We start from the raw sequence: 14,583 nt of genomic DNA on the forward strand, positions 1-14,583 counted from the left end.
AGTGACCGCGCAATCCCGCGCAATCGGCACGCACAGCCGCAATCAGCCACCCTACCGTCCGGGGCATGGCACAACAGATGCGGTTGGCTGCTGTGTACGAGGCCGGGGACGCGTGGCTCGCCGACAGCTCCGCGCACCCGACCCTCGTCCGCGCAGCCTGGAACAAGGACTCCCTCGCCCCGATCGCGTCCGGCGGGCGGTGGCTTGCCGCGGAAACAGCCCTCCTCGACACGATGAAGGCACTCAACCGCATCTGTGAGGAGCACCGCGGCCCCGTTCTCGCCGACACCGAGGCACACAAGGCCTGGTGGCTCGTATCGCTCGACGCCGCAGACGAGCTGGCCGACGTGCGGCAGGTGACGGTGCACGTGCCGGGCCGGCCCCTGCACTGCCCGCCGACGGGCTGGCACCTCGACTCGCGCATGTGGCTGTGCCGCCCCGACGGCTCCGGCCGCCTTACCGAACCTGCCGTGCTCGCCGCCGCGTTCGGCCCGGGCGGGCACCGACACCCTGCGGAGGCACGATGACGACCACCACAGCGGCCGCCGAAGAAGTGGACGTGCCGACGCTCGGCAAGTTGCTGGTGCAGTCCGCCAAGCCCGGCCGCGACCGCACCGCTGCGCAGGCCCTCGCCGAGGAGGAGACCCTCCTCGCCCACCAGGGCGTGCGCACGGCCCTCGTGGTCAAGGAGGGCGGCCGGATGACGGCCCGCTGGGAGGGCCTGATGGGGCGCCTTTACACGCTCAGCCTTGACGACGTACAGCGCGCTTTCCTCGGCCTGGTGCTGTCCATGATGGGTATCGGACACGTGCCGCTCACGGCGGTCGAGTCGCTCGACGAACGCCGACTACTGATCATGCAGCGCGCCCTGTGCCGCCTCGCGGGCAACGACTGCAGTGAAGTACACCCATTCGAGTGATCAGCGGACCCACAGTGAGGCGGGGAGCCCCGCGTGTTGCTAGGCGGTCAGGGATTCTGAGCACCCCCGCGTCGGCGGGGAGACCCGCGCACCTCGCTGGGATCAGCGTTTGCTTTCTCCGGGGCACCCCTGCGGACGCGGGGGTGTTCCGCGCTTCTGCCTACGAGGTGGGAGGTATGACGAACTCATGCCCGGTACCCTCGCTGAGGCTGGCGTCGGGGTGAACGTTTCGCCTGTTACGCCTGGGTCTTGGTGTGGGTGATGAAAGCTGTCCAGGCGGTGAGTGTGAGGGTGAGGGTCGGGCCGTGGGGGTTCTTGCTGTCACGGACGGGCACTGTGCCCAGGACCCTTGCCACTTCGACGCAGCTCTGGTCCCCGCTGGAGTAGGACGATTTGAACCAGTCGAGGCCGGTGTTGGCGGCGTTGGGGTAGTGCTGGGTCACGGGGGTTAGTCCATTTCCTGTGCGGCGGCGTGGATGCGGGCGAGGGACTCGTCGGCGGGCAGTGCTTCGGAGTTGAGGCGGCGGAAGAGGGTGGTGAAGATTTCGACTTGCGCGGGTTCCTCGTAGTAGACGGTGTCGATGAGTCCATCGGCATAGACGACGTCGGTCTCCGCAGGTTCGGGGAAGGAAAGGATCCCGAACGGGCCGTGGAGCGCGGAGTTGATGGCTGCGGCGGATGGAAGTACTTGGATCTGGATGTTGGTCTGCGCGGCCTGGCTGGTGAGGTGGCCGAGCTGCTCGCGCATGACTTCTGGGCCGCCGACGCGGTGGCGGAGGCTTGCTTCGGTGAGGATGGCCCACAGCCGTAGGGGTGCGGGGCGGGCGAAGACCTGGCGGCGTTGGCCTCGGACTTTGACCTGCTCCTGGACGTAGTCGAAGTCGTCGGCCTTGTCGGGGCGTTGTTCCCGGATGACTGCTTCGGTGTAGGCGGGTGTCTGGAGGAGTCCGGGGATCAGGCCGCTTTCGACGACGTAGAGGTCGGCGGCGTCCCATTCCAGGGCGATGTAGTCGGCGTAGGCCGATTTGAGGGTGTCCTCGTATTGGGACCACCAGCCGCGTTCCCGGCCGTGGCGGGCCAGTTCCTGCAGACGCGCGCGCAGGGCTTGGTCGTTGACGCCGTAAAAGTCTAGGAGTACGCGCAGGTCGAGGGCACGGATACCGGACTGTGCCGCCTCGATCCGGCTCATCTTGGATTCGGCGCACTGGAGTTCGTCGGCGGCCTGGGCGAGGGTCTTGCCGGCCTGGTTGCGGAGGTCTTTGAGCATGCGGCCGAGGCGGCGCTGCCGCACGGTGGGATTCCGGTTGACGGGCACGCTTGTCCTTCCTCCCCTGGTCGGCTGACGTCAGTTTGCCCTGGCGCGACTGTTCGCGACAAGCAAGATGATCCCAACTCAAAGTAGCGACTTGCACCTTGAGGTGGGGGAGCGGGATAGTGGGGTATCTCGGCAACTCTGTGTGCAGAGTTGATCACTTCTTGCGGCCTGTGTCGTGGCAGGTCACCGGAGCCTTGGAGGCATCCGTATGCCGGAACCACCCGAGCCGACTACAGATCGGTCCCGTTATCCCGGGCATCCTCGGCGGGTGGCGAACGCTCGCCGTCGAGCGGAGCGTGTGCTGGTCTGCTGGGGCGTGGAACGGGAGGCGGTCGAGGACGTTTGCGGGGTGGTCAGCGAGCTGGTGACGAATGCGGTGGTGCACGCGCGGACACCGAGAGGGCGCGAAGTGGGCGTCACTCTCATGTTGTTGGGTCATGTGGTGCGCGTGGAGGTCCGCGACGCCGATCCGACGCTCCTGAGGCCTATTTCCGAGCTCGCCGATGGCACGAGCTTGCCTGGCCGCGGGCGTGGCTTGTTGGTGGTGGATCGGTTATGCGGCGGCCGGTGGGGGAGTGTTGCAGAAGTCATCGGCAAGACCGTGTGGGCGGAGATCCCGTGTGAGGGAGCCGCCGTCAGGGAAGCCCCCGCGACCCAATCGCCTGCGAGGGATGCACGCCTGGGCCAGCCGGCCGAGGGCCTGGTGAACTTCTCCTCGAAGGCGCTGGCCTTCGCTGCCTGTCGCCCTTTCTTTGTGCGAGGCTGTCGGCGTCGTCCCGGCCGGTCCGCCCGTCGTGCTCTATACCTGCGGTTCCTCGTCGCAGATCGCGGTCAACGGGCTGTCGGCGTTGGGGGAGTTCGCTAAACGTGCGGGCTGGGCGGTGGTGGATGAGGTGTATGACCTTGCGCCGTTCGATGTCCCGCGGCGCACACGCCTGGGATGGCTGAGCGTCGAGCGCCTCCTGCTCCGGGGGAGTGCCGCCGGCCTGCTTGCGCCTGCCGAGCAGGAGATTGCCTGGCACCTGAGTGATCGCAGCGCGCTGCGGATGGGGCTGTTGGCCCTGCCGGCGTTCGCCGTGTATCCCACCGGTCGGATGGCGGGTGGCGGGGCGGCGGTGTACGCCGGTGCAGCGATGCCGGACCGCGGGGTGGGGGAGGGGCGGCAACTGTGAGCGCCCGTCGTGAACGCAGCAGCCACGCCGGTCCCCCGGTCGAAGATCTGGCCGTCATCTGGAGCGCCCCGCAGCCGGTGCCGTCATACGACATGCCACCGCAGCCCTCCCCGCAGTCGTCGGCCCTCGGGGCGGTGCGGCCGTGTCTACGGCAGGTGTGGCAGCTGCCAGGCCGCAGTGAGCGCGCGCCTCATCAGGCTCGAGCGCTGGTCGGTGACACCTGCCGGAGGTGGCGTGTTGCGCGCCGGGTTGTGGATGACCTCCTTGTGATCGTTTCTGAGCTGGTGACGAATGCCGTGGTGCATGCGCCGGGCGAGCACGTCACGGTGGCGGTGGTGCTCACCCCCACTGCCGTGGGGGTTGCCGTCATCGACCAGGGCCCCCGCCGCCCGATTCGTGCGCACGTTCCCGAGGCGGACGATGAGCACGGCCGCGGGCTGTTCCTCGTGGAGGCTCTGGCGGACCGGCACGGAGCGCAGCCCGCCGCAGGGGGCACGGCCGTGTGGGCCTGCCTCGCCCTCCCGCCTCCGCGCCCGCTCACCCGCAACGCGTCGGCCGTGCACGCTCCCACCGTCGACGGCGCCGCTGGCTCCCACCACCTTCAGGAGGGGCCCGATGCTCCCCGCGGCCATGCCTGACGAGGCGGCGATGCCCGCCCGCGGCGCGTACCGCCCGGCCGCTCCCGTCGCCGTGCGCTGGACCTTGCCCGCCACCGCTGACCTGCCCCAGGCGGTCGATGCGTGCGTGGCGGGTGCTTACACCGCCTGGGGCGCCGCAGGGCACCAGGCCGACCTGCTCGCCGACCTCGCCGCCGACTTCATCACCGACGTCCTGGGGGCTGCGGCCAGCCCCTGCGTCACCGTCACCGCGATGCTGCAGGGCAGGCGCGCCACGCTCAGCGTGGCCCCTGCAACTGCTCCTGCACCACCCGCAGTCGTCGCCCTGCCGCGCCGGGAGGCGCCCACGACCATGCCATCGTCTTGGGGCCACGTCCCCTTGGCGCACGGTTTGTGCGTCTACGCCACCGTCAATCTCATCGTCCACCACCGGCGGGGGCCACGGTGACCGGCGATGCGAGGCGGCACGAGACCCGCCACTACCCGACGAACGATCCCGCCACGCCTCAACGCACCGCACAGGACGTGGGAGTGGTGCTGGAAAGCTGGCGGCTGGCCACCCCCGTCGTCACAGCCCTCGTCGCACGGGCACACACACTCGTCGCGGAGGCGATTGCTGCATACGGCGGGGAACGCGTCACTGTCACAGTCGTCCGCAACGAAGACCGGGCCACGGTTCATGTCCTGTCCGTCGTGTGCCTGCAGGAACACCCGGACGGCCTGATCGACCCCGCGACCGCGAACGTCCTGCTGGAGGCAGCCGAGCGCTGGGGGCCGCCGCTCAGCAGCGTTGTCTGTGCACGACGTTCGCGTTGCTGGGCGACGACTGGAAGAGCCGGCGGCTGTTCATTGCCCCCCGGCCCAGCCCCTAGACCCGCAGGTCCGCGTGTCCCCCGTCGCGGATCTGCGGTGTGCCCCGCCCGGCCTCCCCCGTTCAGCGCGCCGGGCGGGGCACTGCCCGCCCGGCTAGCCGGTGTACGCGATACGGCGCCTCAGGGCGAAAGCCTCGGATGTTCGAGTTCGTTCCCTTCTCCGCCTGACGGCGCCAGTTCCGGAATGAATCCACTCGGCTTCGTCCGCCGACCGGGGCCGGTCGGTCTGTGACCAGCCTGGGTGCGAGCGACGGCGTCCAAGGGCTTCCGGGTCCTGGCGGACCCCCGTGATCACAGATCGGTCCACGGGCGGGGCTCGCCTCCAGCCAGCGGCATCCATACCGACGCGGACGGCCCCTGCTCCTCGAGGTCCTCCAGGACGGCGGCTCCCAGCTGGGCCTCGCGGGCGAGTGCTGCGACGAGCGGGTGCTGAGTGACCATCCCTTGCAGATCCCTGATGCGGTTTTCCAGCCTGCCCGGGCGGCGCCGGTGAGCACGAAGAGAAGGCGGGGGAAGACCGGATACCAGCGCAGCCATACCGGACCGGTGGAAGCCGGCCTGCGCCGTCCGACGGGCTGGGCTTCGTACTGGAGCAGCCTCGCGTACTCGATCAGCTTCACGGCCAGGCGCTCGCTGCTCATGGTGCTGCGATCGACTTCCACGAATGCGCGCAGTTTGCGCCGGTGTTGGCCGTCGACGGCGGTGTAGTGCATGACGGCGTCTGCGACCAGCCGCTCGCCATCACCGATGGAGTGAGCGACCTCCGGGGTCCAGTCCCATGGGCCGTGCTCGTGCCCGAGCCGGCGGGCGTCGGCCGCGAACGGCAGGTGGGATCGTACGACGGTCAGGGTGTGTGTGGTCTTGAGCGAGGCCGCGGTTGCTGAGGTGATGGGGTACGGCGGCCGCCCTCGCAGGACAGGCAGACCGCGGGTTAGGCGAGCGCCCTCGGGAGTGAGGTACCAGGCGTGCGTACGGGACCGGTCTGCACCTGGCAGCGGAGTGAAGCCGACGAAGCCCGTGGAGCGCAGCCTATTGAGCGCACGGGAGAACAACTGGCGTGAGTTGTCCGGCCGAAGCATCTGCCGCAACTGGCCGGTCGTGGCCATGCGGTGCAGGGCGAGCGCGGTCAGGATTTGCAGACGCAGTGGTTCAACCGGGCTCGGGGCCAACCCGCCGAGGGTCGGAGCACCTGATGAGGAACGGGTCATGAAAGGAGGCAACCCTCAACCCCCGACCCAGCCTCCGACCATGAGACCCCGACCAAGGTCACGACCCGACAACGCTTCCGTGGTCGGGGTCATGGTTGGGGGTCCACGGCCCCGACCACGAGATTGCGCGAAGTTTGGACATCCGCGACCACGACGGATCGCACAAAAGGCGTCCCAGAAGAGTGGCGATGGCCGGTCCGCAGCAGCCGTGGGCTACTGCGGGGCGTGGTGGCGAGCCACGCCATGCCGGCCATCGTGCGACACCCGGTCCGCAAGGGACCAACGACCCGTAACCGGATGCCGCGTCTATGGGGGGTGGGCGAAGGGGCGCTCACCGCCGGGTCCTACTTTTGAGACCGCTGGGCGGCCTGATCGAGGATGCGCCGGCGCGTCCATCGGCGGCGTCCGTTCTGGCGCCCGGCGTTCTCGGCGACTCCGTCCGTGGTCGTCAGCAGCGGAAGGTTGCCCTGGGACAGGCTGCTCGAGAAGGAACCGACGGTCTTGTATCCCAGCAGGGCGGCCGCCTGGCTCGCTCCCAGAAGCTCGTCGGGATCGCCATCGGCCGGAACGTCGGGCAGGGGCGGCGCTTCGTAGGCTCCGGCTCGTCTTCCGCGGCCGGGACGGGTGGCCATCCACGCCTGCAGGGTCTCCACCTTCCACAGCAGCCGGCGGTAGGGGTTGTCCGCCGTGCCCTTCTCTTCGACGACATCCGGCTCGGGGAAGTAACCGGGGCGGTCGCGTACGAAGGTGGTGACCTGGTTGGAGTTCTTGTAACCGAGATACCTCGAGGCCTCCGCCGCGTTCAGCAACGTCTCCGGGGGAAGCGAGGGCGGTGTGTGTTCAACGAGCCGTGCCGGCGTGCGGTGCGCGAACCATTCGGTGACCTCCGCGTGGTCCCACAGGCGGGCGCGACCGCGCATGGCGACAGGCTCGGGGAATGCCTTGCCGGCTGCGTTCTCAGCGCGCCCGGTGTAGAGGCCGGTGATCCGTGCTGGCGTCAGGCCTTGCTCAGCCGCGATCTCGGCAGCGTCGGCCAGGCGAGGCTCACGGCGCGAGGTCATGGCAGAACCGTCCGTCCTGTCAGCGGAGAGCCGGCCAGCCCGACTCACAACGCAAATAATGGCAGGAGTTTTGGTTGGAGGTCCAGCCCGCGGCACAGAGTTTTTTCCGTGCTTCGGCCGACTCTGGCGGGGTGGTGGGCCGGCGCCCGCCGAAGCAGGCCAGCACTGCTGTGGCCGCGGAGTTCAAAAAGACCGTGAACAGCGCCGACTTGTCCACCGCGTCGATGCATCCGGTACGAAGCAGCTCTTCCCCAGCCCGCTGGAGGATGTCGACGCTCTCGGCAAGACCATCGACCGTGTGGCCGTGCCGCAAGGCCCTGCGCATCCGCCCCGGAAGACACCCGCGTGCCGGTTGGCGGGCACCAGGCCGTCCCAGACGACGAAGTCACCCCCGCCGATCAGGGCGTCGCGCGCAGGTTCGCATGCCATGGTCTGTTCGCCGAGCATGGCGATGAGGAGGTCGCGAGTCACACGGCGACCCGGTGCCAGGAAGTTCAGCGATCGACCGCGTGTGACAACGACAGCGCCTCTCCGGTGACCATCCGACTGCTTCGACCTGATTCCTTCGCACGCTATACGGTGCCGTCGGTGACAGAGCCTGAGCACCTTGACCGCCTCGGTCGGCCAGTCCTTGACGGGCAGCCACTCATCCACGATCCGCGCGGAGTTGGCCAGCACTGTGCGGAAAGGCGGGCGCTTCTCTCGGTCAGCTCCCTCGTCGCTGCGCAGACCCATGACCGTCAGGATTCGCACCGGGCGGCCGAGCTCACGCTTGAGCTGGTTGACCATCGGCGTCCAGGCGCTGGAGACCACGCCCTCCTTGGCGTACCTGCAGCAGTAGGGGCTGCCCATCCGCGGGAGCCGCCCGTACGCCGCGATCTCGGTCAACAGGCTGCGCGGCATCGAGGTGCCGTCCGGACCGGGCATCGTGCGGGTGACTTCGACGTGACGGTCTGGAGGTACCCCAAAGGCGGCACTCTGCATGGCGGCGAGCTCGGAGACGCCCGGGTAGCGGGTGCCCTCGAAGACGATCGGAGGCCACTCCAGTACTCCGAGGCTGGAGTGGTAAGAGACCACCCGGTCTTCGACGCCGGCGCTCCGGGCCGCATCCATGAACACGGCCATCATCACCGCGCTGTCCTTGGCTCCGGACAGGTGGGGTGCAAGCAGATCATAGATGGTCAGGTCTGGTACGTCAGGCGAGGCGGGGGCAAGGTTCGTAGCCATGGATTCCTCCAGGAAGAGCGGGACAAGGACGGTGGGACTGCTGCCACGACGTGTCGCAGGTGATGAGCTGGCGATGGCACCGATCGAGCAGCAGTGCAGTCCTCAGACCCCGATCGGCTCGGGGTCGGCCTGCTTGGGATAGGGCCGCTGAGCGGGGAGGTCGAGATTGATCTGCTCCCGCTCGCGCCGGTTCTTGCCGAGCCGGAACACGTAGCGGTGCGCGCCGCGGTGCCGTACGTTGCGTGCGCCGACCGCGACCAGGGCCTCCCGGAGCCAGATCGCTGGGGCGCAGCCGGCCCGCGGCACCGGCGCTCCGAGCGCGATGAGCTGGGCTTCGGCGTACTCGTGGCCCTGCTCCTGGCGGCGGATCTTCTGCGCCGCACGGTCGGAAGCGCGCGGGTTCGTGGATTCTCGGACGTGGTGATGCCCGAACCGGAACGTGAGAGTCACCCTGGCGTCGGCGAGCGCGCGGGTTCCGGGCTTGACCTTCGACCTTGGCTGAAGGCTCACCAGGCGTTCATCGGCGCCGACGAGCACCTGGGGCTACCGCTGGAGGAGATCGGCGAGTTGTTCGCCGTGTGGGAGACGACATCGAACGCCGCCGTCACCGATCATGATTCGTCCGGGGCCGCGGTTGGAGGAGCAGGCGTCCCTGACCCAGGTGCGGAAGGCCGCCGGGGTTCCTCAAGGGTGTCGCCTTCCGCAGGATCGAGCCCGGCGCAGCCCGCACACGAGTGGCCGTCGCCGGGCGCAATAACGACGATAATCCGCTGGTCACGCGCCTGCTTGAGACCATCACCCAAAATACGCCGCACAGTTCCTAGCGGCGAGGCCGTCGCGGCCCCCTGTTCTGACACCCTCGTGTCTGCCTCGGTCGCCCTGGGGATGAGTGCGGCGTGCACGGCGTGAGCTTGAGCGTGCCGGTTCGCTGGGCCTGCAGGGCGTACGGCACATTGAACTGCTCTAACGGGCGCAAGCGGCGTGTTATCCCCAACGGCTCCGTCTGGCCCAGCGCGGCCGTTGTTGCCGCGACGGGCGCCTTATCCGGTGCCTGCCTGGGTGAACTGGTTGGTGTCGAAGAGCTTGTTGATGTGCCCGCCGAGTTCGGACCAGTGGTGTCCGGAGAGCTCGGCAGCAGCACGGGCGTCTTTGCTGGCACAGACGTCAATGAGTGCGTCGTGGTGTTCGATTGTGTTGCGGCCACCGAGGAGGGTGGAGAACTTGCGGTAGAGGATGCGGTGGATCTGCGGGTGGAGCTGCTCGACGATCCCGCTGAGTACGGGATTGTCCGCTGCCGTGATGGGGATGGCGTGGAAGCGGTCGTCGGCGGCGAGCGCGGCAGGTGTGTCGTTGGCGGAGACGGCCCGTTCGAAGTCGCGGTTGGCCTCGCGCATGCGCTGCAGGTCCTGCTCCGTCATGACCGGCACGGCCGTTTCGATGGCGAGCTGGTCCAGAGCGCGCAGGACGGCCAAGGCCTTCTCGACGTCACGCCGGTTCAGGGTGGTAATCCGGGTGTAGACCCCGGGCTTGGCCTCGACCAGGCCGATGTCGGCGAGCCTGGCGAGCGCCTCACGCACCGGTGTGCGGCTGAGCCCGAGGCGCTCCGCGAGTTCTCCGTCCTTGACCTTCTCGCCGGGGACGAGTTCGCCACGCACGATGGAGTCGCGCAGGCGGTCGAAGACCTCGTCACTGAGGAGGCGACGGGAGACAGGGCGGTCGAGTGACATATTGCGTACAGTACATCGCCTCCTTCATTCGTCTTCGTGGCCTCCGCCATGGGGCCGGGACCGGCGGACCAGAGCCCGCGCCAGGACGAGTGCCGGATCGATGACGGGTACGCTCACGGCGTCGTCCGGCAGGCCGAGGGGGATTTCCGTGCAGCCGGCGATGACGGCCTGCGCACCCTGCTCGGTCAGGCGTCGTGCGGCGCGGGTGAGAAGCGCGGTCGTCCTCTCGTCGTGGGTGCCCGCCTTGACCGCGTGGATGGCGGCCATGACCTCGGCGTCCTGGCTGGTGGTGCCGGGCAGGACGAGGCGGATGCCGAAGTGGTCTAGCCACTCCTGGTAGAGGCCCGTGCGTACCGTGCCGGTGGTGGCGAGCAGGCCGACGGTGTGGATGCGGGGGCTGAGCGTGCTCAGGTGGCGGGCGACTTCGCCGATCATGTGGACGATGGGCAGGCCGACGTGGTCGGCGATGCGTGGGACGAAGGCGTGGGCGGTGTTGCAGGGGATGGCGATGACGGTGGCGCCCGCCTCGCGCAGGACGCGACCGCCGTTGAGGAGCCAGGGGGTGGGGTCGGGTCCGCCAGCCAGCAGGGCCTCGGTGCGGTCGGGGATGGTGGGGTCGGACCAGATGACCGTTCGCAGGTGGTCCTGGTCGCCGGCGCCGGGGGTGGCCGCGACCAGCTTGGCGTAGAAGTCGGCCGTGGCCGCCGGGCCCATGCCGCCGAGGATGCCGATGATCTCGGTCGTGGTGGGGACGCTCACTGGGCCTGTGCCTTCTGGAGGGCCACGGCCTTGGAGTCAGCCGTGGCGTGAGGGTGTTCGCGCGCACCGCGCTTGGCCGCGCGCCGGTTCTCGGAGCTGTCGACGACAGCGGCGGCGAGCGAGTTGCCGATGACGTTCACGCCGGTGCGGGCCATGTCGACGATGAAGTCGACGCCGAGGAGCAAGGCGATGCCCTCGGCCGGCAGACCGATGGAGTTGCCGGCGGCGATCAGGACGACGATGGAGGCGGAGGCGACGCCCGCCATGCCCTTGGAGAGGATTACCAGCACGCCGACCATGAGCAGCAGCGCGGGCAACGAGGTGTCGGCTCCGTAGGCGTTGGCGAGGAAGACCAGCGCGGCGGCCTGGTAGAGGACGGAGCCGTCGGTGTTGAAGGAGTAACCGAGCGGCACGACGAAGGAGGTCGTCGATCGGCTGAGGCCGAACGCCTCGAGCTTGCCCATCAGTGGGGCCAGCACCGACTCGGAACTGCGGGTGACGAAGGCGATCCCGGCCAGCCCGGCTATGGACTTCAGCAGATCGAGGTAGCGGATGCGGTAGATCGCGGCGATGAGCGGGAAGAGGACGCCGACGACGATGGCCAGACCCGCGTAGACGACTGCGATGAAGCCCAGCAGGCTGCGCAGGTTGCCGAAGCCGTAGTACGCCACGTCGTAGGAGATGAAGCCGAGCACGCCCAGCGGCGCGATCCGGATGACGTACCCGACGACCTTGAACATCACCGCGGCGACGGACTCCAGGACGGACGCGAAGGGTGCGGACTTCTCTCCGATCGCGGCCATGGCGACGCCCACGAGGAGGGCGAAGACGATCGCGCCGAGCAGGTTGCCCTCGCCGAAGGCGGCGAAGATGTTCTTGGGCACGGCGTGCAGGACCAGTTCGTGGAAGTCGATGCCCTGGCTCAGGCCGTCCAGTTCCTTGGCGTCGGCCCCGTGGACGGGGGCGCCCTTGCCGATGCCCGTGAGCTTGGCCAGCCCCACCGCGATCAGCAGGACGACGGTGGTGACGAGTTCGAAGTAGAGGATGGCCTTTCCGGCGATCCGGCCGACCTTCTTGACCGACTCCATGCGGGCGATGCCCAGCACGATGAGCGGGAAGACGAGGGGCAGGACCACGACCTGCACCAGATTCAGGAACACGTCGCCGAGAATCTTCATCTGCTCACCGGCGGACGGCGCCAGCGTACCGATCAGGGCTCCGAGTCCGACGGCGATGATCGACTGTATGCCGATCGGCGTACGCAGACACCGGCGCCAGATGCCTGCAGGACGGGTGGGAGAGGTGCCTGTTCCGGCTGAGTGGGGACGAGCGGTGTCCATGAGGGGGCCTCCTGAGATATGCAATATATTGCGTTCTGCATGTTGGTCGGTAACACTGAGGCCCGAGGCGGCGGCCTGTCAAGAGGCCCCGTACCGGCATCCCCGCCCACGCCCGGTGACAGCGAAGAGGAGCACCCGATGGAGCAGGCCACACGCATCGAGCACGACCTGGTGGGGGACAGGGAGGTCCCGGCCGACGTCTACTACGGCGTGCACACCGTCCGGGCCGTGGAGAACTTCGCGATCACCGGGTCGACCATCGCCCGGTTCCCCGACCTGATCACCGCGCTGGCAGCCGTCAAGCAGGCCGCCGCACAGGCCAACCGCGACCTCGGCCTGCTGCCCCCGGACATCGCGGAAGCGATCATCGGCGCATGCGAGGAGATCCGCGCCGGCGCACTCGCCGACCACTTCGTCGTCGACCCCGTCCAGGGCGGCGCCGGCACGTCGACCAACATGAACGCCAACGAGGTCATCGCCAACCGCGCCCTGGAGATCCTCGGCCACCCCCGTGGCTTCTACGACGCGATCCACCCCCTCGACCACGTCAACCTCGGCCAGAGCACCAACGACGTCTACCCCACCGCCGTCCGCCTCGCGCTCGTCGCCGCACTACGACGGCTCGGCGAAGCCCTTCAGGCACTGGCCGCCGCCTTCACCACCAAAGCCGTGGAGTTCAGCGACGTCCTGAAGATGGGCCGGACCCAACTCCAGGACGCCGTCCCGATGACCCTGGGCCAGGAATTCACCACCTACGCCGTCATGATCGAGGAGGACCGGCAGCGCCTGAACGAGGCCGCCGCCCTGCTGCTGGAGTCCAACCTCGGCGGCACCGCCATCGGCACCGGAATCAACGGCCATCCCCGCTACGCCGAACTCGCCTGCGCCCATCTCGCCGACCTCAGCGGTGAATCCGTACGGCCGACGGGCGACTTCATCGAGGCCACGCAGGACTGCGGAGCCTTCGTCCAGCTCTCCGGCGTGCTCAAGCGCGTCGCCGTGAAGCTCTCCAAAACCTGCAACGACCTGCGACTCACCTCATCAGGCCCCGTCACCGGCCTCGGCGAGATCAACCTGCCGCCAGTACAGGCCGGTTCGTCGATCATGCCCGGCAAGGTCAACCCAGTGATCCCCGAAGTCGTCAACCAGGTCGCCTTCGAAGTCATCGGCAACGACCTGACCGTCACCATGGCCGCCGAAGCCGGCCAGCTCCAGCTCAACGCCTTCGAACCCGTCATCGCCTACAGCCTGCTGCGCTCCCTGGCTCACCTGCGTGCCGCCTGCGACGCCCTGACCACCCGCTGCGTGCCCGGCATCACCGCCAACCGCGAACGCCTCCACGACAGTGTCCACCGCTCCATCGGACTGGTCACCGCGCTCGCCCCGCACATCGGCTACGCCGCCTCCACCACCCTCGCCCGCCAGGCCCTCGTCACCGGCCGCCCCGTCAAGGACCTGGCCGCGGAAGCCGGCCTGCTCACCGCCGACCAACTGGACATGATCCTGCGGCCCGAGAATCTCACTCGCCCTTTCACACAGCCGTCAGCGACAACCGCTCCGTGAACACCAGCTTGTCTAGCCCGGGGACACGCCCAGCCGGTCCGTGACCCGGAGCCCCGCTGGCATCACCTCGGCCGGGAGCATGTTTGTACCATTCACAAGGGTGAAGCGGTCCACGAGCGGCTGACGAGGGACATCGAGTCGCTGCGGCTGCGGCCGGGCGCCAAGCTCAGTGAGGTCCAACTGGGCGAGGAACTGGGCCCGTCCCCGCGCGATGGTTCCTGAGACCATTCGGCAGCTGGCCCGGGACGGGTTGGCCGACTTCGTGCCCGGTGCGTGGCCCGGGTGGGCGCCATTTCCCTGGGCGGTTCACTTGGGAAGCTTGGCCGTACGCTCGGGGTGTGCGGCCGTGACGTAGCGCATGGCCGCCTGCTCGGTGATGAGCGGGTCGGCACACTCTCGGCCGCCTCGTTGAGGATGCGGTCTTGTCGAAGGCCACTCAGCGTCAGCCCGCGGGGAAGTGCCCCGCTCAGCTGGCCGATGCTGACGGCCGGGTGGTCGAAGTCGACCGCGGTCTTCTGGCTGACCAGCAGGTGTGGGTTGGCCGAGGCGGGCCAGCGCTGGTGGCGGTAGGTCGTCCAGTCGGCGGCGAGTTGGTGGGTGATCTCCTTCAGGCCGTTGGTGAACTCGCCGTGGCCGCGCTTCTTGGCTATCTGTTGGTGTTCGTCCATGACCCCGAGCGGCTCCGCCACCGACCTGGTGATCCTGGCGGCCCAGGACGTCACCGCGGGTCCCGTGGCCACCGTTCACCTGGCGGCCCGGGTCCCCCTCGGCTTCCACGGCAGCTGGATCCCCGACGCGGGCTG

15 protein-coding genes and 2 pseudogenes are annotated in these 14,583 nt (G+C 68.8%); 8 read left to right on the plus strand and 9 right to left on the minus strand.

Annotated elements, in window-relative coordinates; genetic code table 11:
- The first annotated feature begins 65 nt into the window (after positions 1-65).
- Together ABZZ74_RS43065 and ABZZ74_RS43070 are read left to right on the plus strand one after the other, a co-directional pair.
- Positions 66-527, plus strand: a complete 462-nt coding sequence (locus ABZZ74_RS43065) for a hypothetical protein (protein ID WP_356949587.1) — start codon at positions 66-68, stop codon at positions 525-527.
- Complete coding sequence (locus ABZZ74_RS43070; protein WP_356949588.1) at positions 524-919, plus strand: hypothetical protein; 396 nt, start codon at positions 524-526, stop codon at positions 917-919. The genes ABZZ74_RS43065 and ABZZ74_RS43070 overlap by 4 nt, the downstream gene beginning before the upstream one ends.
- 236 nt (positions 920-1,155) lie before the next feature.
- Here ABZZ74_RS43070 and ABZZ74_RS43075 read toward each other — a convergent pair whose 3' ends face one another.
- Together ABZZ74_RS43075 and ABZZ74_RS43080 are read right to left on the minus strand one after the other, a co-directional pair.
- Positions 1,156-1,362 (minus strand): DUF397 domain-containing protein, encoded by a 207-nt coding sequence (locus tag ABZZ74_RS43075; RefSeq protein ID WP_356949589.1) that lies wholly within the window; start codon positions 1,360-1,362, stop codon positions 1,156-1,158.
- Between the two features lie 5 nt (positions 1,363-1,367).
- Positions 1,368-2,234, minus strand: coding sequence for a helix-turn-helix transcriptional regulator (locus ABZZ74_RS43080; RefSeq protein ID WP_356949590.1), 867 nt, complete (start codon positions 2,232-2,234; stop codon positions 1,368-1,370).
- A 208-nt stretch (positions 2,235-2,442) separates the two neighbouring features.
- Here ABZZ74_RS43080 and ABZZ74_RS43085 point away from each other — a divergent pair, with 208 nt between their 5' ends.
- The 4 genes from ABZZ74_RS43085 to ABZZ74_RS43100 all read left to right on the plus strand — a co-directional run bounded on the left by ABZZ74_RS43085 (position 2,443) and on the right by ABZZ74_RS43100 (position 4,471).
- The gene (locus ABZZ74_RS43085) at positions 2,443-3,099 is read left to right on the plus strand and encodes an ATP-binding protein (RefSeq protein WP_356949591.1); all 657 of its coding nucleotides are present in this window, start codon (positions 2,443-2,445) and stop codon (positions 3,097-3,099) included.
- The gene (locus ABZZ74_RS43090) at positions 3,029-3,406 is read left to right on the plus strand and encodes a hypothetical protein (RefSeq protein WP_356949601.1); all 378 of its coding nucleotides are present in this window, start codon (positions 3,029-3,031) and stop codon (positions 3,404-3,406) included. Before ABZZ74_RS43085 ends, ABZZ74_RS43090 begins: the two co-directional genes overlap by 71 nt.
- Positions 3,407-3,498: 92 nt before the next feature.
- Complete coding sequence (locus ABZZ74_RS43095; protein ID WP_356949600.1) at positions 3,499-4,044, plus strand: ATP-binding protein; 546 nt, start codon at positions 3,499-3,501, stop codon at positions 4,042-4,044.
- Positions 4,022-4,471: a hypothetical protein gene (locus ABZZ74_RS43100; RefSeq protein WP_356949602.1), complete on the plus strand. Its 450-nt coding sequence runs from the start codon at positions 4,022-4,024 to the stop codon at positions 4,469-4,471. The genes ABZZ74_RS43095 and ABZZ74_RS43100 overlap by 23 nt, the downstream gene beginning before the upstream one ends.
- A gap of 715 nt (positions 4,472-5,186) precedes the next feature.
- Here ABZZ74_RS43100 and ABZZ74_RS43105 read toward each other — a convergent pair.
- The 7 genes and pseudogenes from ABZZ74_RS43105 to ABZZ74_RS43135 form a co-directional block, all read right to left on the minus strand.
- Positions 5,187-6,103, minus strand: a pseudogene (locus ABZZ74_RS43105) (replication-relaxation family protein).
- Between the two features lie 344 nt (positions 6,104-6,447).
- Positions 6,448-7,164 carry a hypothetical protein gene (locus ABZZ74_RS43110; RefSeq protein ID WP_356949592.1) on the minus strand — a complete coding sequence of 239 codons (717 nt, stop codon included), beginning with the start codon at positions 7,162-7,164 and terminating at the stop codon, positions 6,448-6,450.
- 183 nt (positions 7,165-7,347) lie between these two features.
- Positions 7,348-8,391, minus strand: a complete 1,044-nt coding sequence (locus ABZZ74_RS43115) for a hypothetical protein (protein WP_356949593.1) — start codon at positions 8,389-8,391, stop codon at positions 7,348-7,350.
- Positions 8,392-8,493: 102 nt separating this feature from the next.
- The gene (locus ABZZ74_RS43120) at positions 8,494-8,901 is read right to left on the minus strand and encodes a hypothetical protein (RefSeq protein WP_356949594.1); all 408 of its coding nucleotides are present in this window, start codon (positions 8,899-8,901) and stop codon (positions 8,494-8,496) included.
- Between the two features lie 530 nt (positions 8,902-9,431).
- Positions 9,432-10,118 (minus strand): GntR family transcriptional regulator, encoded by a 687-nt coding sequence (locus ABZZ74_RS43125; RefSeq protein WP_356949595.1) that lies wholly within the window; start codon positions 10,116-10,118, stop codon positions 9,432-9,434.
- Between the two features lie 24 nt (positions 10,119-10,142).
- Positions 10,143-10,877: an amino acid racemase gene (locus ABZZ74_RS43130; RefSeq protein ID WP_356949596.1), complete on the minus strand. Its 735-nt coding sequence runs from the start codon at positions 10,875-10,877 to the stop codon at positions 10,143-10,145.
- Entirely contained in the window at positions 10,874-12,217 is a 1,344-nt protein-coding gene (locus tag ABZZ74_RS43135) for a dicarboxylate/amino acid:cation symporter (RefSeq protein ID WP_356949597.1), read from the minus strand. The genes ABZZ74_RS43130 and ABZZ74_RS43135 overlap by 4 nt, the downstream gene beginning before the upstream one ends.
- Positions 12,218-12,355: 138 nt before the next feature.
- Here ABZZ74_RS43135 and ABZZ74_RS43140 point away from each other — a divergent pair, with 138 nt between their 5' ends.
- Both ABZZ74_RS43140 and ABZZ74_RS43145 read left to right on the plus strand, forming a co-directional pair.
- A complete protein-coding gene (locus tag ABZZ74_RS43140) occupies positions 12,356-13,780 on the plus strand; it encodes an aspartate ammonia-lyase (RefSeq protein ID WP_356949598.1) in 1,425 nt (474 codons plus the stop codon).
- Between the two features lie 644 nt (positions 13,781-14,424).
- Positions 14,425-14,583 (plus strand): annotated as a pseudogene (locus ABZZ74_RS43145) (carotenoid oxygenase family protein); the annotation flags it as partial.

It is taken from the genome of Streptomyces sp. NPDC006476 (assembly GCF_040612015.1).
Classification (GTDB): Bacteria; Actinomycetota; Actinomycetes; order Streptomycetales; family Streptomycetaceae; genus Streptomyces; species Streptomyces griseorubiginosus_B.